This window comes from Pseudomonadota bacterium, from assembly GCA_013285445.1.
GTDB lineage: Bacteria > Pseudomonadota > Gammaproteobacteria > Xanthomonadales > Wenzhouxiangellaceae > Wenzhouxiangella.
In genome coordinates, this window is the sequence record CP053448.1 from 3196656 (window position 1) to 3214192 (window position 17537).

Annotated in this window: 12 protein-coding genes; 5 read left to right on the forward strand and 7 right to left on the reverse strand. The window is 65.8% G+C overall.

What is annotated here, in order from left to right:
* Positions 1-16 precede the first annotated feature (16 nt).
* Entirely contained in the window at positions 17-3949 is a 3933-nt protein-coding gene (locus HND55_14225) for a hypothetical protein (protein QKK03717.1), read from the reverse strand.
* Between the two features lie 233 nt (positions 3950-4182).
* Here HND55_14225 and HND55_14230 point away from each other — a divergent pair, with 233 nt between their 5' ends.
* Positions 4183-4884 (forward strand): hypothetical protein, encoded by a 702-nt coding sequence (locus tag HND55_14230; protein ID QKK03718.1) that lies wholly within the window; start codon positions 4183-4185, stop codon positions 4882-4884.
* Positions 4885-4893: 9 nt separating this feature from the next.
* On the opposite strand, the gene HND55_14235 is transcribed toward HND55_14230, so the two are convergent.
* From HND55_14235 to HND55_14250, 4 genes are all read right to left on the reverse strand, one after another.
* The gene (locus HND55_14235) at positions 4894-5853 is read right to left on the reverse strand and encodes a class I SAM-dependent methyltransferase (protein ID QKK03719.1); all 960 of its coding nucleotides are present in this window, start codon (positions 5851-5853) and stop codon (positions 4894-4896) included.
* A 135-nt stretch (positions 5854-5988) separates the two neighbouring features.
* Complete coding sequence (locus tag HND55_14240) at positions 5989-8634, reverse strand: TonB-dependent receptor (GenBank protein ID QKK03720.1); 2646 nt, start codon at positions 8632-8634, stop codon at positions 5989-5991.
* Between the two features lie 195 nt (positions 8635-8829).
* Complete coding sequence (locus HND55_14245) at positions 8830-10575, reverse strand: phosphoenolpyruvate carboxykinase (GTP) (GenBank protein ID QKK03721.1); 1746 nt, start codon at positions 10573-10575, stop codon at positions 8830-8832.
* 125 nt (positions 10576-10700) lie between these two features.
* Positions 10701-11963: a 6-phosphofructokinase gene (locus HND55_14250; GenBank protein QKK03722.1), complete on the reverse strand. Its 1263-nt coding sequence runs from the start codon at positions 11961-11963 to the stop codon at positions 10701-10703.
* Between the two features lie 344 nt (positions 11964-12307).
* Here HND55_14250 and HND55_14255 point away from each other — a divergent pair, with 344 nt between their 5' ends.
* A complete protein-coding gene (locus tag HND55_14255; protein ID QKK03723.1) occupies positions 12308-12868 on the forward strand; it encodes an adenylate kinase in 561 nt (186 codons plus the stop codon).
* Here the strand turns inward: HND55_14255 and HND55_14260 are convergent.
* Positions 12837-13100 (reverse strand): sulfurtransferase TusA family protein, encoded by a 264-nt coding sequence (locus HND55_14260; protein ID QKK03724.1) that lies wholly within the window; start codon positions 13098-13100, stop codon positions 12837-12839. The two genes, HND55_14255 and HND55_14260, sit on opposite strands and share 32 nt — an antisense overlap.
* Between HND55_14260 and HND55_14265 the strand changes: the two genes are divergently transcribed.
* From HND55_14265 to HND55_14275, 3 genes are read left to right on the forward strand one after another with little or no spacing between them, the layout of a single operon-like run.
* Complete coding sequence (locus HND55_14265) at positions 13099-13596, forward strand: hypothetical protein (GenBank protein ID QKK03725.1); 498 nt, start codon at positions 13099-13101, stop codon at positions 13594-13596. The genes HND55_14260 and HND55_14265 overlap by 2 nt on opposite strands.
* The gene (gene mpl / locus HND55_14270) at positions 13593-14951 is read left to right on the forward strand and encodes a UDP-N-acetylmuramate:L-alanyl-gamma-D-glutamyl-meso-diaminopimelate ligase (GenBank protein ID QKK03726.1); all 1359 of its coding nucleotides are present in this window, start codon (positions 13593-13595) and stop codon (positions 14949-14951) included. Before HND55_14265 ends, mpl begins: the two co-directional genes overlap by 4 nt.
* Entirely contained in the window at positions 14948-15526 is a 579-nt protein-coding gene (locus HND55_14275; GenBank protein ID QKK03727.1) for a peptidase S16, read from the forward strand. Before mpl ends, HND55_14275 begins: the two co-directional genes overlap by 4 nt.
* Here HND55_14275 and HND55_14280 read toward each other — a convergent pair.
* Entirely contained in the window at positions 15520-17502 is a 1983-nt protein-coding gene (locus tag HND55_14280) for a DedA family protein (GenBank protein ID QKK03728.1), read from the reverse strand. The genes HND55_14275 and HND55_14280 overlap by 7 nt on opposite strands.
* Between the last annotated feature and the right edge of the window lie 35 nt (positions 17503-17537).

The window sequence follows — 17537 nt, forward strand, 5'->3', positions numbered from 1 at the left end:
GATCAGCCCAAGCTTTTCAATGATCCCCTTGAGACGCAACCCGTCCCATCCTCAGATCGAGCAGCAGCCCCGCCAGGCGGCTCTCGACGAGCGGCCAGCGCAGGTAGCAGCAGTCGGGAGGCGGTGGCGGCTGGCCGGATGCATGCTGGAACGGCGACTGCAGCCAGGCCAGTGTCCCGGCGCGCTCGCGCCATGCCTCCAGCTCGGCGCCGTCGTCGTCGACCAGAACCCGCGCATCGACCAGCACGACATCCCAGGACGAGTATTGATTCGAACCGGGCGTGACCAGCTTCACGCCCCAGCGGCGTGCCAGGCGCCTGAGCACCCGCCAGGTCGGCGCCTGAACGTAGGCGGCCAGAATCATGTCAGCGAGCAGGCCGGTCAGCGGCAGCGGAATGCTGGCGGCGTCGAGTACGGGCAATCTCATCATGAATCGGCTACCCGGCAGCTGGCTTGCGAGCAGCTCGAGACTGCCTCCCATGGCGTCCACCAGGCGCCGGCAGATCGCCAGACCCAGGCCGGAACCACTGTGTGATCGGGTCTTGACCGCATCGAGCTGTGTGAACGGCTCGAACAGCCGGGCCCGGTCGCAGGCGTCGATACCGGGACCGGAATCGGAGACCACCACCACCAGCTGACCGTCCTGGCCCTGTTCGGCCGACAGCTCAACGCCGCCGAGCGGTGTGAACTTGACCGCGTTGCTGAGCAGGTTGCCAAGAATCTGGGCGATACGGTCGGCATCACCGCAGGCCACTGGCGGCAGATCGGAGGCCATGCGCAATCGCAAATCCAGACCCTTGCGCGCGGCATTGGCGGCGTGCAGATCAACCACGTGCTCGAGCGTAGCAACCAGGTCAAAGGAGGCCGGCTCGAGCGACAGCCGGCCCGCCTCGATGCGGGACAGATCGAGAACATCATCGATGATCCGCTGCAGCTGTTGTCCCGACTGGCGCAGTGTGTCAAGCAACTGCTGACGATCAACCTCGCTTCGGTTCTCGCACAGCAAATCGACCATGCCGAGCACACCGTGTAGCGGCGTTCTGATTTCATGGCTCATGGTCGCCAGAAACTCCGATTTCGCCGAGCTGGCCTGGCGCGCCTCGACGGCCAGCTTGCGCACGCGTTCTAGCAGCAGCGCGTTGTGCAGCGCCTGCCCGCAGACCCGGGTCAGCAGGTCAAGACGTTCCCCATGATCAGGCGCGAATCCGCCGGCACCGGCCTCGATCAGGACGCGGGCGATGGCTTCGCAGTCCGCCTCGAGCGTCACGACCATGGCCGTGATGCCGTCGGTATTGGCGCAGCGGCGCAGCCAGTCATCGCGTTTCGGTCTTGCGTCCGCATCCAGCTCGCCGGCACAGATCAGCTCCTCGGGCAACAGTGGGTGCGTAAAACCGACAATCGCCCGCCGTCCGCCGGTGACCATCAACATCTCCCGGCCAATGGTCGCGGCGAGCTCGCGCGACTCGAGGCTGGCATTGAGCCGCGCAACGACACGGCTTTGCGACTCGGCCAGCCTGCGCTTCTGGCGCGCCTCGCGGAGCTCGCGCCGGCGGCGCTGCGTTTTTCGCAGACCGTGCCAGCCGAAACCCATGCCGGTTACCCCGGTCAGGACGTAGGCGAGAATGGCCCAGGGGCTCAGCCAGGGTGGCGAGGCGATGTAAATATCGACGGCATCGGTCGCGTGCGCCCCGGCATCGGTCGGCCCGTCGAGCCGAACCTCGAAGCGGTAGCGCCCAGGGCGCAAGCGGGAATAGTAGCGGCGGGTCTGGCTGAGTGGCTCGCTCCATTCATTGTCCCAACCGGCCAGTCGGACACGATAGCGCAAGCGACCGGCAGCCGAAAACGACACACCGTGGTAGTCCACGGAGAAACTGTTTTGATCATGAGTCAGCTCAATGGCGGGTGACGGACCGGGCGCCAGATCGAAGTGACGGGCACCGCTTTGCAGGGCAGTGATATAGACCGGCGCGGTGCTGTTGTGTCTGTGCAGACGGGCCGGGTCGAACAACACCAGCCCGCGACTGCCGCCGAGCGCCAGCCGACCGTCATCCAGAAGCGTCGATGCCGCGGGCAGAAAGTCGGAAAACGGCAAACCATCGTCACTGGTATAGCTGCGGAATTGCGCGCCTGGGACATCAAGACGAACCAGACCGTTGGCGCGCACCAGCCACAGCTGATCCTGTCCATCCGGGTAAAGGGCAAGGACCTGGCCGGGCCCGAGCGATCGCTCGAAGGGAAAGGTGCGCACCGGTTCGAGTTGCCGGCCGTCCAGACGCAGGAGTTCGAGGCCCGATTCGGTCGCGACCCAGAGCCGGTTGCCGGACCAGACCAGTTGCTTGAGCGGGGGCCGGTCGACCTGCCAGGCCGGTGCAAAACCGGTCTGTGCATCATAGCGGTACACTGTTTGCTGCCCGGCCAGCCACCAGCGATTGTCGGGGCCGCGCACCAGCTCGACCGGCGCTGTTTCCGCCAGCCTGAAGCGCCCCTCGGCGTGCGGGCGAAAATGCTGCCGCCGACCGGTTTCGGGATGCAGGCGCAACAGGCCGACGTCACGGGTACCGACCCACAACCAGCCGTCGGCGTCGGGACGCAGGAAATGAAAGGTGCCTTCATCGATTTGCCGGCGCTGCATCAGCACGGCATCCCCCGCCTCGCCCTGCCGATAACGATGGACACTGGCCAGGGAAACGACATAGAGCGCATCATCGTCGACCACCAGATCAACCACCGACCCGGTGCTCTTGAAGCTCGCTCCGGGATAGACCTGTTCAAGCGCCTCGATCTTGCCGTTGATAAGGGACAGGCGATCGATTCGGCCGGTGGGTCCGGCCAGCCACAGGCGAGCGTCCGCATCGGCCGCCAGCGCCGCGATCGTGCCCGTCGACAGGCTGGTGTCATGGCCGGGCACGCGCTGATAGCGCTCGAACGCCGCGTAATCGGGCGGCAGATAGACCAGCCCCTGGCGCTGAACGGCAATCCAGGCACCGCCTTCGCGATCGATCATGATCGCGTGCAGCTGCTCGCTGGGCAGGCCGGACGGCAGACCATCGACATGACCGATATGCCGGGAAAGGCCCTGTTGCGGATGCCAACGGTACAGGCCGCTGTAGGACACCACCAGCATGTGGCCGTCCGGATCCGCGCCGGCGAGACCGCTGATGGTCCTTTCGGCGGTCAGCACGACAGCCGGCTCAGCCGCATCGGCCCCGGCAACCGGTCCGAGTGAATGAAGCTCGGTGCCTTGCGAGTAGTAGATGTGACCCTCCACCTCGCCGAGCGACATCAGCACTGCGCCGTCGTCGCGACCGACAATGCTCCTGAAGCGATCCTGATCGGGCGAATACAGACTCAATTGCCCCGTTTGCAGCAGCCAGACCCGACAGGCGCTGTCGGTGAGCAGCTTGAGCTGGAAACCATTCGGACTCAGCCCGCTGTCGGACTGCTGGCCATAGAAACGGTAGTCCTCGGTGACCGGATCGTAGCGGGCCACGCCGCCGAGCATGAAGGCCAGCCAGATGCCGCCGTCGCAGTCCTCGGCGATCGACCAGATGTGGCCGTAGTCCAGCGGACCGCCGGCATCCCGTGGCGCCAGATGCCGGCGCTGGCGCAGATCCGGTCCGATTTCAATGACGCCCTGATCGGCAACGGCGGCCCAGACCGTGCCGCTGGAGTGTGCATGCAGCGCCATGATATTGCGGCCGGGCAGCGGATCGGGCCGGTCGGGATCAGCGCCGATGACCTCGATCCGCGTCCCATCGTGGCGAACCAGTCCACCCTGCGTGCCAATCCAGACATAGCCGAACTGGTCCTGCACCACGGCCTCGACCCGGTTGTCGGGCAGGCCGTCGGCCGCGCCGAGACGGTGAAATACCGGGCCCAGACCGTCGGCCAATACATCAGTCGATACCGCGGCCAGCGCCATCATGGCAAGCAGGCGGGCCAGAGCCATCCGGATCGCCGGAAAATTCGGCCACGACCAACCGCAGCGCTCTCGCCCGAAGCAATCCGGCGCATCATGCCTCAAGCCGACCGATAGCGGCGGACCGACCGCCTGTCCTGCTGCCAAATGCGACACCATGACTACAGCATACCCGGCCACCGGCGGCAATCAAGCCCTGGTTCGAACGCCTGCAGGCACTTACAACGCTATAATCGAGGCAAACCCGTACACCAGCGCTCATCATGCCCGCCCCACCCGCCAGCACCAGTTTCGAGATTGCGCCGGCCTTCGCCGTACCGATGGCGGTGGCCCATATGGCCGACCCCGACTCGCTCAACGCCGAGCTGATCGAACTGTTCGAGCGCTGCGCGGCCGAAGGCGACAAGTATCGCAATCCCGACCCGATGGTCTACCGGAACGATACCCTGTTCGAGAGCAATTTCACCTTGTTCGAGTGGCCGCAGGCCTGCGTGCAGCGGCTGCGCGAGTTCTGTCTGAGCCACCTCTACCGGGCCATCGGCGAGCTCAACGCTTACGATCTCGACCTGCTGCGCCGACTGCACGTCGCCACCGAATCGTGGTTTCACATCGCCCACCGAGGCGGCCTGTTCGGCGCGCACAACCACCCGATGCATTCCTGGTCCGGCGTCTATTGCGTGCAGCATGACGGGGACGATCCGAACACCCGCAGCGGACAGCTGACATTCATCAGCCCGTTCATTACCTCGACGACCTTCATCGATACGGCAGTCGCCAAACTGCGCGCACCCTACCGTATGGGCACGATGGGCTTGCGCCTGAAGCCGGGGCAGCTGGTGCTGTTTCCGTCCTGGCTGCTGCACGAGGTCATGCCCTACGAAGGCGACACCCGCCGGATCACGGTTGCCTTCAACGCCCGCTTCAAGCTGGCAGGTGCTCGCCCGGCGGACGTGCCGCGCGGCTGAGGGTCCTGGTCAGGCCGACGGCTTGCCAAATACGAACCAGTCGCCGGCCTTGTGCTGACCGCGGTAGGTGAGCGAACCGCGATCGAGCCGGTCCAGTCCGGCGACGGTGAACGCATCGGTCCAGTCCGGATGCGCGGCCAGCGCATCGTTGACTGCGAGCATCTGAGACAGCCGGTTGTAGCCATCGTCAAGCTGATTACAGGCCTGCTCGATGATCTGGCGCCGGCGGGCAAACGCGGCCGCGCTCATGCTGATACTGCCGGCGGCCAGGCTGAGGGCGTAGCGCAGCAGGGGCGTGGGTGAGCCCGTAGCCGCGTGCTCGAGCCCGGCGTGCACGGCGCGCATGCGCGAATCAAAGCTCGGTCCGTCCAGGCGCCCGGCCAGCCGCTTCCGCAGCAATTCGGTCAGACCGGCCTGGCGCAGCCGCTCGTATTCATCGCGTTCGCGCCGCATGGTCGAGAGCAGATCGCTGCTCAGCGCGTGGGCGACAATGGCCAGGCGGCCGCCGGGCCTGAGAAAGTGACGGCAACGCTCGGCAGCTGCGGCCCAGCGGCAATACTCGATCCCGTACTGGCTGGTGATCAGGTCGATCGAGTCGGGGGCGACGGCCAGGTCCTCGAGCCGCCGTCGACCCACGAAGCGGATCGAAGAAAGCAACTCACCGGCACCGGGAAAGCGGCGGGCAATGACCTCGGGGTGCACCTCGGCCGCATCAACCGCCGTGATGCGCACGCGCCGGCCCGCCCTGCGCGCCTGCTCGGCAACCAGCAGCGCAATGGCGCCGTTGCCGGTGCACACATCGAGCACGGCCGCCCCCTCGGGCAGGGCATCGACCTGTCGCGCCCAGAAGTCGGCAATCTCCCCGTCGTAGTTGGCGTGGAAATCCTCGGGCAGCGAGGTCAGGGCGCCAGACGCCCAGTAGCGGGACCAGCTGGCCGCGGCATCCGGTTTTTCAGAGGTTTCAGTCATCGCGCATCGGATTGGGCCAGTTGCGTGCGGCCGGCGGCAAGGCAACAAGCATGTTAGCAGGCCGGGGGTTCACAACCAAAAAAACGGCCCGGAAGACCGGGCCGTTTTTCGTTGCTGCGTTGCTGCAGGCAGGACTTAGAAGTTCTGCTTGTAGCGAACGTAGGGGATGCGGCCGTAGCCGTCGTACAGGCTGAAGTTGAAGCCGCGCAGCTCACCCGGATCCAGCACCGGATCCTTGTCGGCGATATTGTCGACGCCAACCGTGACCTGGGCATTCCACGGCGCATACCAGTTGACCTGCAGATCGTGGGTCGTCCAGGAAGGCAGACGATCCAGCGCACTGCTCTGGGCACTGTTCTGGCTGTGGATGTAGTTGAGGTTCCAGATGAACGCAAAGTCGCCCCAGCGGTACTGGTTGGCCAGCGTGGCACGCCACTTCGGCAAACCGGCTTCGCCGGCGACATTGGCGCCGCTGTCCACTTCAAAGTTGAACGTATTGGTGGCCTGCAGATCGGTACGCAGGCTGCCCATGTCGCCAAAGTCGAAGTTGGTGCGCAGGTTCAGGTCAACACCTTCGGTCTCGATCGTACCCAGGCTGGCAAAGCCGCGCTGGACGTACAGGATCTGACCGGTGCTCGGATCACGCGCCACACCCAGGCCGAGGTTTTCGTCGGGCACATCGGCGCCCGGCGGCAGATCGGCCAGTCCGGGCGGGCAGTTCTGCGTGGTACCCAGCAGGCAGTTGATGATCTGCTGCGAGCCGATGGCGGCAACGCGATCTTCGATTTCGGTGTGCCAGAAGTCAATCGATCCGCTCAGCCAGTCGAGCGGCTCGAAGGCCGCACCGATGCTGTACTGATCGGCATCCTCGGCACCGAGATCCGGGTTGGCGATGACGAAGGTGGTGACCTGGATGGCATCGGTCGGATCGACACCGAAGGCAATCGCCGTGGCTTCGTCAACCACCGAGTCGGCGGAGAACGACGGCCGAGCCGACAGGATATCGAGCGGCGGTGCGCGGAAGCCCTGGCCCCAGGACGCGCGCAGGGTCAGCTCGTCGATCGGCTGCCAGCGCAGCGCCAGCTTGGGCGAGGTGGCCGAACCGAAGTCGCTGTAGTCATCGTGGCGCAGCGCGCCGCTCAGTTCCAGCGTTTCGGTCAGCGGCACCAGGATTTCGCCAAACACCGCCCACTGCTCGCGACCGCCGGAAGCCGAGTTGCCGGCCGAACCGGTGATGTTGCCGTTGGCCTGCAGGTCATCATAGATGTCGCGATAATCTTCCTCGCGCCACTCAGCGCCGAAAGCCACGCCGACCGGACCGGCGCCCAGATCCCAGGCGAGATCGGTGCTGGCCATGGCGTAGGCTTCCTTCTGCTTGAAGTTGGCGTCACGACCGATGGTGGCGGTAAACGACTGCAGCACGTCCTGGCTGACCCCGAACGGGTCGTAGATGTTGTAGGCGCCGCTGTCGAACTGCGGCTGGGCCAGCGCGGAGACGATGTAGTTGCGGCCGATTTCGTGGTACTGCGACTCGGTGCGGCGCAGACCGAAGTCGAGATCGAAGGTACCGATGCGACCCTGGAAGCCGACGTCGATGTCGTAGACGTTGGCGTCGGTCGAGGTATCACGCGGGCCGTTGGCGGCGAAGCGATGGGTCAGCAGCAGGGTATCGTCAGCGAAGTCCTGGTAGTTTTCCCACAGCGGGTTCAGGCCGCCCTGTCCCGGCGGGGTGGCCGGATGGTTGGGCAGACCCGGGCTGAGCACGATGGCACCGAAGCCGCCGACCAGCCACGGCGAGGACGGCACCGGCGCGTAGCGGCCGAAGGACGTCACCCGGCTGACCTGGGCGTTGGCATAGATGGTCCAGTCGTTGTTGATGTCGTAGCTGGCGCGGGTAAACAGCGACTCGTTGCGGGTCGCGGCTTCGTCGGCGGACTGCAGCGTGAAGTCATACTGACACAGACCGGCCGCCTCGTTGATGATAAAACCCGGACCCGTGCAACCGGCACGGTTGGCCGCTAAGCCGCCCGGCAGGAACGAGAATCCGCTGGTCAGGAAGTTGTTCGAGAAGATCGAGGCGCCGCCCTGAGACCATTCGCGATCACGGGCAAAGATGATGTCGCGCGAGTTGTAGGACACGCCGGCCATCACGCGACCGCGGTCGCTGGCCGCACCGAAGACGATCGAGCCTTCCTCGGTATCGCCGCCTTCGCGCTCGGGCTCGGACAGGCCGGCCGTAATTTCGACGCCGGTGAAGTCCTTGCGGGTGATGATGTTGACAACACCGCCGATGGCGTCGGTACCGTAAATGGCCGAGGCACCGTCGGACAGGATTTCGATGCGCTCAACGGCGGCCAGCGGCAGGGTGTTGAGGTCCTGACCCGAGCCGAGGTTCGGCGCCACCGGGGCGCGACGGCCGTCGATCAGGATCAGCGTGCGGCCGGAGCCGAGGGCGCGCAGCGACAGGGTTGCCGCCGACTGACCGGACGAGCCGGACTGCGGGCGGAATGAACCGGCGCTGTTGAACGGCGTTTCGCGCAACAGGTCGGCGACCGAGGTCTTGCCCGAGAACTCGATGGTTTCACGGTCGATGACGGTGACCGGCAGGGCGCCTTCGATATCGGTTCGCTTGATGCGCGAACCCGTGACCTGGACGCGATCCAGATCGGCAGCCTCTTCCTGGGCGGCGACCGGGCCAGCGGTCACTGCCAGGCCGGCAACCATCCCCGCCCCGAGGGCGTAGGTAATTGCCTTGGCAAGTGGGTTACGGTTGTGCTTCATCAGACTCTCCATTGTCTTTTGATTTCTGGTTAAAGCATTCGATACTAGTATCGACAGCAATGTGTCGGAGCCAAGGAGCCACGCGCAGACGGCCGCAATACAGCGCGACCCGAACAAACGGGCCCTTCAACTCGTCGCCGATACTAGCACCATCATGCAGCAAAGAAAAGGGGTTTGTTAAGTGATCGTAAACGGCTAACCCAATTCGCGGCGCACGCGGTCCAGCGCCTGGTTGAGCGCCGACGGCACACGCGGCCCGAACCCGGCCAGATGACCGGCGACCGCCTCGAGTTCGGCACGCCACTGATCGGGATCGACCGCGAGCAGCTGGCTCATGTCGGGCGCCTGGTCGAGACCGTCGAGGCGAATGGCGCCTTCGGCAGGCAAACGCCCCACGGCCCGCTCCTCGGCTTCACCACCGCCGGCACAGCGCGCCAGAATCCACTCGAGCACGCGCATGTTGTCGCCAAACCCCGGCCAGATGAACCGGCCGCCGGCATCGCGCCGGAACCAGTTGACCTGAAAAATGCGGGGCGGATGTGAAAGGCGGCTGCCGATATCGAGCCAGTGCGCCCAGTAATCACCGAAGTGATAGCCGCAAAACGGCTTCATCGCCATCGGATCGCGGCGCACCACACCGACCTGTCCGGTGGCCGCCGCCGTGGTCTCCGAGGCCATGCCGGCCCCCAGCAGCACGCCGTGTACCCAGTCGTGCGCCTCGAGCACCAGCGGCGCCAGGGTCGCGCGCCGCCCGCCGAAAATGATGGCGTCGATCGGCACACCACGCGGATTCTCCGCCTGGCCGGAGTAGCTCGGACAGCGCTTGATCGACACCGTAAAGCGGGAATTCGGATGCGCCGCCGGGCCGTTCTTGGGGTCATAGTCGCGTCCGCGCCAATCGCGCACGGGACGACGCTGGTCGAGCCCCTCCCACCACGGCTGGCGGTCCTCGGTCACTGCAACGTTGGTAAAGATCGTCTCGCGACCGAGCATCGCCAGAGCATTCGGGTTGGTCTTTTCGCTGGTCCCCGGCGCGACCCCGAAAAACCCGGCTTCCGGGTTGATCGCCCACAGCCGGCCATCCTTGCCTGGCTGCAGCCAGCAGATGTCGTCACCGACGGTCCAGACCTTCCAGCCGGCCTCCCGATAGACCGCCGGCGGAATCAGCATGGCCAGGTTGGTCTTACCACAGGCCGAGGGAAAGGCGCCGGCAATGTAGCGCACCTCACCTTCTGGATTCTCGATGCCGACGATCAGCATGTGCTCGGCCAGCCAGCCCTCGCTGCGCGCCTGGTGACTGGCAATGCGCAGCGCGTGGCATTTCTTGCCCAACAGCGCGTTGCCGCCATAGCCCGAGCCATAACTCTGGATCGACAGCGCTTCGGGAAAGTGCATGATGTAGCGCCGGTTCGGGTCGAGCTCGCCGGTCGAGTGCAGCCCCTTGACGAAGCCGCCGTCGCGCTCGATACGCTCGAGCGCCGACGCGCCCATGCGCGTCATCAGCCGCATGTTGGCCACCACGTAGGCGCTGTCGGTGATCTCGACACCGCAGCGCGCCAGCGGAGAATCGACCGGGCCCATGCAGTACGGCACCACATAAAGCGTGCGGCCCTCCATGCAGCCGGCGAACAGACCGTTCATCAGCGCGCGCGCCTCGGCCGGGGCCATCCAGTTGTTGTTCGGGCCGGCGTCGTCCTCGCGCTCGGTGCACACGTAGGTCAGGTGCTCGACGCGCGCGACGTCGTCAGGGTCGGAGCGGTGCAGATAGCAGTCCGGATGAGACTGCGGGTTGAGCCGCTCCAGCTCACCGGATTCAAGCATCTGCTCGAGCAGTCGATCGCGTTCGGCACGGGAACCGTCGCACCAGTGCACCCGAGCCGCGCGGGTGTGCGCGGCCACCTGATCGACCCAGTCGTTCAGGGCTTGCAGTTTCGATGACATGTTCAGTCTTTGTGCGAGTCGTCGGACAGGAGCGTGCAGACTAGCGAGTCAGGCCGGCCGATGCAACGCCATTGCATCGATTTTTCAAATACTGAACTTATACACAATCAGCCACATCAATAAATCTACACCTTGAAGGGTTTCAGCCGGCGCGGGCGATCGACCAGTTCCGGGCGCAGGTACTGCGGCAGACCGTCGCGCCCGTAGACCGGGTAGGCCTCGCCCCGGATCAGCGGCTCCAGGTAGGCACGGCAGCTGGGCGTGATGCCGAACCCGCTGGCCGAGATGAATTTCTTCGGCATCTTCTTTTCGCGGTTGGCAATGCGCGACAGCGGTGCCGACTCGATGGTCCAGCGGTAAGGCTGATCGGAGTGGCGCTTGATGACCGGCATCACGCTCGATTGGCCGGCCAGCGCCAGTTCCACCGCCGCCCTGCCCACCGCCCGGGCCTGCTCGACATCGGTTGCCGAGGCAATGTGCCTGGCCGAGCGCTGAAGATAGTCGCTGACTGCCCAGTGGCACTTGTAACCCAGTCGGCGCTTGACGATGTCGGCCACGACCGGCGCCACGCCGCCGAGCTGTCGGTGCCCGAACGCATCGATGGTGCCGGCATCGGCCAGGAATCGGCCAGCGGCATCACGCGCGCCCTCCGAGACCACGATCGAGCAGTAGCCCTGGCCGTCGACCGAACGTTTCACCGTGGCACAGAACGTCCGCTCGTCGAACGCCACCTCCGGAAACAGGATGACCTGCGGCGGATCGCCCTTGCCGCGCGCAGCCAGTCCGCCGGCCGCGGCAATCCAGCCGGCATGACGACCCATGACCTCCATGATGAAGACCCGGGTCGAGCTCGACGCCATCGCCATGACGTCCAGGCTGGCCTCCATGATCGAGACGGCCACGTACTTGGCCACCGATCCGAACCCGGGGCAGTTGTCGGTCACCGCCAGGTCGTTGTCGATGGTCTTGGGTATGCCGATGCACTGGACCGGAAAACCGAGCGTGTCGCCAATCTGCGAGACCTTCCAGGCCGTATCGGCCGAGTCATTGCCGCCGTTGTAGAAAAAGTAGCCGACATCGTGGGCCCGGAAGACATCGATCAGCCGCTGGTACTCGTGCCGGTTGTCCTCGATCGACTTGAGCTTGTGGCGACACGACCCGAACACCCCGCCCGGGGTGTAACCCAGGGCCTCGAGATCCTTCTGGCTCAGCCTTGAAGCGTCCACCAGGCGCTCTTCCAGGACACCGATGATGCCGTCGCGCGCAGCCAGCACCCGGCCGATGCGATCGCGGTTGGCGCGCGCGGTCTCGATCACCGCCGCCGCGGTTGCATTGATCACCGGCGTGACGCCGCCGGACTGGGCATACAAGATATTCTTCTTCGGCATGGGGTGTTTTCTCACTCGACGTTGGGGGAAGCATATCGAATCGTCCATGCGCATGCCTGCCTGATTGAGCGCCCGCAGGTCGGGGCCGCGCCCCGTTGAGTCCCTTAGGTCGGGGCCGCGTCCCCGACGGACATTATCCGAGATCTGTACACACCGATCTACGCGTATTCGCGCCTGATACTTCGTCCGTCAGCGACGCGGACCCGGCCTGCGCGGACTTCGATCCGCCAGGACGCCACCAAACCAGCCGCAGGCAGCGATGCCGCCATTTGACACCCCCGGTCATCCCGGTTAGCTTTGGCGGCTTGATTCCACCGACTGCCGCATCGCGGCGACAACATCTTATGCGTATCGTTTTGCTTGGCCCGCCGGGCTCCGGCAAGGGCACTCAGGCGGCGCTGCTCAAGGAGCGAATCGGCGTGCCGCATATTTCGACCGGCGAACTGCTGCGCGCGGCCGTTGCCGAAGGCACCGAACTGGGCCGCAAGGCCAGGGCGGCGATGGACGCCGGACAGCTGGTTTCAGATGAGCTGATGCTCGGCCTGATCGAGGAAAAGCTGGGTCAGCCCGAGGTCGAACCGGGGTTCATTCTCGACGGCTACCCGCGCAACCTGGCCCAGGCGCATGCGCTCGACCAGCTGCTGACCCGGCTCGGCCAGCCGCTTGACCGCGCGGTCGAACTGGTTGTCGACGAGGAGCAGATCATCGAACGGCTGGCAAACCGCGCGGCCGAGGAAAATCGCTCCGACGACAGCGAAGACGTGGTGCGCAATCGCCTTGAGGTCTACCGCCAACAGACCGCGCCGGTGTCGCACTACTACGACGAACGCGGGCTCCTGGTGCAGGTTGACGGCGCCGGCACGATCGAGGCGATCAATCAGCGGCTGGCGGCGGTCTTGGACTGACCCGAATCAGCACCCGCAGCGTGTCCGGCCCGCGCTCGGCATGAACCAGCTCATGCCCGGTCTTGTGGCAGAAGACCGCCAGGTCAAGCTCGGCCAGCGGATCGGTTGCGATGACTTCGAGCAGCTCGCCTTGGGCCATGTCGTTGATCACCGACCGCGTGCTGACCACCGGCTGCGGACACAGCATTCCGGTACAATCCAGTCGGCGATGCGGCTTGAGTGGTTCTTGCATGATTGAATTCCTGTCCCGGCTGCTGGGCATTGTCCTGCTGCGACTCGGCCCCCAGGACCTGCCGGCCGGCTGGCTGCCGACGGGGCTGTCGGTATTGCTCTACCTGGCGGCGCTGGCCTTGAGCATGCACTGGGCAGGGCAGCCGGAGCGTCCGGCAACTTTCCTGCTGCTGGCCGTAGTCCTGCCCATCGGGCTGGCTCGCATTGTACTGGCACTGCGCAGGCGTCCGGAGCGGACCGAGCAGACCCTGACCGCGCTGTTCGGCACGGCGGCGATCCTGTCGCTGGCGGCCCTGCCGCTGTCCGCATCGGACGCCAGGCCGCCAACGGCGCCACTGGTGCTGCTCAGCCTGTTTCTGTTTTTCTGGTCGTTCGCAGTCGATGCCCATATCTGGCGCCACGCGCTCGAGGTCCGGTTCGTGACCGGCCTGACCGTGGCGGTGGTCCTGTTTGCCATCAGCCTGCTGACCATCACTGCTCTGACGGGGGTTCCGTGAACATTCACATACTCGGCATATGCGGCACGTTCATGGGCGGTCTGGCCGCGCTGGCGCGAGCCGACGGGCACCGCGTCAGCGGATCGGACGAAAACGCCTACCCACCGATGAGCACGCTGCTTGCGTCGCTGGGAATTGCGGTCCACGAGGGCTATGACCCGGCCCATATCCCGGACGATGTCGAGCTGGTGCTCATCGGCAATGCGCTCAGCCGCGGCAACCCGGCCGTCGAGCATATTCTCAATCACGATATTCCATTCAGCTCGGGGCCGCGCTGGCTTGGCGAGAATTACCTGCGGCACCGAACCGTGCTGGCGGTCGCCGGCACCCACGGCAAGACCACGACCGCCAGCATGCTGGCCTGGATTCTCGAACACGCCGGCCTGCAGCCCGGGTTCCTGATCGGCGGCGTTCCGCTCAACTTCGAGCTGTCCGCCCGCTCGGGCCAGCGCCTGTTCGTGGTCGAGGCCGACGAGTACGACACCGCCTTCTTCGACAAGCGCGCGAAGTTCGTGCACTATCGCCCGCGGATTGCCGTGCTCAACAATCTCGAGTTCGACCACGCCGATATCTATCCCGACCTCGGCGCCATCCAGACCCAGTTTCACCATCTGGTTCGCACCATTCCGGGCAACGGTCATGTGGTGGTCAATGCCGCTGACGCGGCCCTGCGACAGGTGCTCGAACGCGGCTGCTGGAGCCCGATGCACCTGTTCGGCATCAGCGACTCGAGCGAATGTGCCTGGCAGGTTCGCCTGGACGAGCCCGCCGGCCGAAAGCTGACTTTTCTCCATGACGGACAGGCCGTCGGCACGCTGAGCTGGTCCCTGACCGGCCGCCATAACGCGCTCAATGCGCTGGCCGCCGTGGCTGCCGCGGCCCAGGCCGACGTGGCACCCTCGACCGCCATCGAGGCGCTGTGCAGATTCCGCGGCGTCAAGCGACGGCTGGAGCTGCTCGGCGAACGCGCCGGCATCAGCGTCTACGACGATTTCGCCCACCATCCAACGGCCATCCGCCTGACGCTCGAAGGCCTGCGGCGCGCCGTTGGCGGGGCCCGTATCCTGGTCGCGCTGGAACCGGCCAGCAATACCATGCGCGGCGGCTTTCACGTCGCCGAACTGCCGCCGGCCCTGGCCGCCGCCGACCATGTCTGGTTGCGCACATCCGAGGGCATGGACTGGAACCCTCACGATTTGCTCGAACACACCGGCGGCGATGGGCGGCCGCACCGGCTTGTCGACGACCTGCTCGAGGACCTGCGTGCCCAGGCCCGCAGCGGTGATCACGTGATATTCATGAGCAACCGGGGCTTTGACAACGCCCCGCGACGATTCTTCGACACGCTGAAGTGAACACCGTGGAGCTGCCGCTATTCCCGCTGCAAACGGTGCTGTTCCCCGGCGCCGTCGTGACGCTTCGTATTTTCGAGCCACGCTATCTCGACATGATTCGCGATTGCGCCCGCAGCAGCACCGGCTTTGGCGTGGTCTGTGCACACACCGGCGACGGCGACCACCCGGCCGCCCGGCATGCCCGCGTCGGCACGGAGGCGGCGCTGATCGACTTCACCACGCTCGAGGACGGACTGCTGGGCGTGAGCTGTCGTGGCCAGCGGCGTTTTCGCGTTCAGTCCACGCGAGCACGCGATAACGGCCTGCTGATTGCCGAGGCGAACTGGCTGCCGCCGGAGCCGGCCGTGCCGGTGCCGATACGATTTGCCACACTGCAAACACTGATGCAGGAGCTGCTGCGCCAGCGCGAAGTGGCCCATCGGGTCGATGTCGACATCGAGGATGCCGGCAGCCTGGGACGCGCGCTGAGCGCCATCCTGGCGCTGTCGCTCGAGCACAGCCAGGCGCTGCTCGAAATCACCGACCCCGTTGCGCGCCTGGAAGCGCTGGTCAGCCTGCTGCAGGACGATCAGTAGGCGAGCAACACGCGCCCGCCGTCTTCCACATCAATCACCTCGATCGATCCAAGCGAGCGCTCCAGCACCGCCATAGCCCGCCGCGCATCACCCGTCTCGCGCCAGCGGTGCAGCAGCAGCAGGAATTCGCCGATACCCTCGATTCGCACCTGCCCAAGCCAGACCGGGACAGCGCCCGGGTCGAGAGCAACCCCCGAATCCCACAGCCGCAGCACGGCCTTTCGATCCTCGTCGAGCGGCCGAACGAGGACCAGGCGCTCGCGATGGCCGGCAAAGTCGCGCGGCAGATGGGGCAGCGCATCGCGACGGGGCGGTACGCTGAGCAGCGCCGCCAGTCCGCCTGATCGCTCCCCGGGCCGCACCCAGCCCGACCGCGCCAGCTCGTCCTCGAACGCGTCGACAGGCCCGGCATACTGGAAGTCAAAGCGCTGCCGTGCCGCATCACCGATCTGCGAACGCTGCTGCGGCAAGCTGCGCCATTGCCCTGTCAACCAGTCGTCCCGGGCCAGCGAGCGCTCTGGCAGGGCCATGCGGGTGATGTCGGCCAGCCGCCCGTAGCCGGCCGGGAACTGCAGTGCGGTCGCAGCAACGATCAGGGCGTAAAAGGCAACCGCCAGCATCGCCGGATGGCGTCGCTGCAGCGCACGTTGACGATAGGCCATGCCAACCAGCGCCAGCCAGCCACCGCCGAGTGCCAGCGCAGCCAGCAGGCCGCTGAGAGACGCGCGCGCCAGGTAGAAATGGGAAAAGACCATCATCGTCAGCAGCGCGGAATTGATCAGGTAGGGCCACTTGCGGCGGCTTGCGGCGAGATCCTTGGCAATCATCACGGCAAAGAAACCGAGCACGACCGTGGTCAGCGTCAGCCCGCGATGCGGCAGCTCACCAAGTGCCGGCAGAAGCGCCGGAGCCGGCGCTGTCAGGCTCATCAGCGCCGCCAGCACCTCGGCCAGCAGCCAGCCGCCGGCGGTGGCAACCAGCCAGTGCGCTGCTGCGTTTCCACGTCCAAGCGCAACCATCAGGATCGTCATCAGGCCAGCAACCAGACCCATGACCGGCAGATCCCCGGCCAGCCCCAGCGTGATGAACAGGGGATCGGCCGTTTGCGTGCGCAAGCTGGCGGCCAGCCCGGCAAGCGCCTGGACGGACTGCTGATCGTCGCCGCCGACCAGCGGCGCAATCGTCAGCACCGCAGCCAGCACGCCGATACAGGCCAGCAGCAGCAGGCCCAGCAACGCCACCGAGATGGCTTCGCGCCGTCCCGAAGCGGGCTCGAACAAGGGCCGGGCCAGCCCGCCGATCACCGGATGATCGCGACTCCAGCGAATCAGGCTGCGCAGCCACCAGGCGCTGCGGCGCGCCGTGTAGCCATAGACCAGGCGCGTCAGCCAGACCGCCAGCCATACACCGGCGACGAGGATGATCAGTACCGCAACCAGGCGGCCGGCGAACTCCGCCGCCAGGGACAGTGACGCGCCAAACAGCATGCCCGGCAGCAGATACAGGGGCGACCAGATGATGCACGCCGGCACGGCCACGCTCAGAAGGCGCCTGACAGGCAGGTCCATCATGCCGGCCACCAGCGGTGTCAGCGGACGCAACGGCCCGATCAGCCGTCCGAAAAACAGCCCCTTGCGGCCGTGGGTCGCCACCGCACCCCGGGCGGCAGCCAGCAGATCGGCCCGACGACGCAGAATCCACAGCCGGTCAATCCGATCGCGGTAGCGGCGGCCCAATCCGTAACTGACCAGATCACCGGCCAGGGCACCGCTCGAAGCACTGGCCCAGCAGGCGGCAAACAGGACCGGGTCGGAGCCAACCACGGCACCGACGATGAACAGCAGCACGATCCCGGGAATGAACAGGCCGACGATGGCCAGCGATTCGAGAAAGGCAAACACCAGGGCCATGCCGACCAGCCACCCCGGGTGCACCCGGGCAAACTCGATGATACCGGCGATCAGACTGGATTCCATTCCAAATGGCGCTGGCTACCGTCATTCCATAGCAT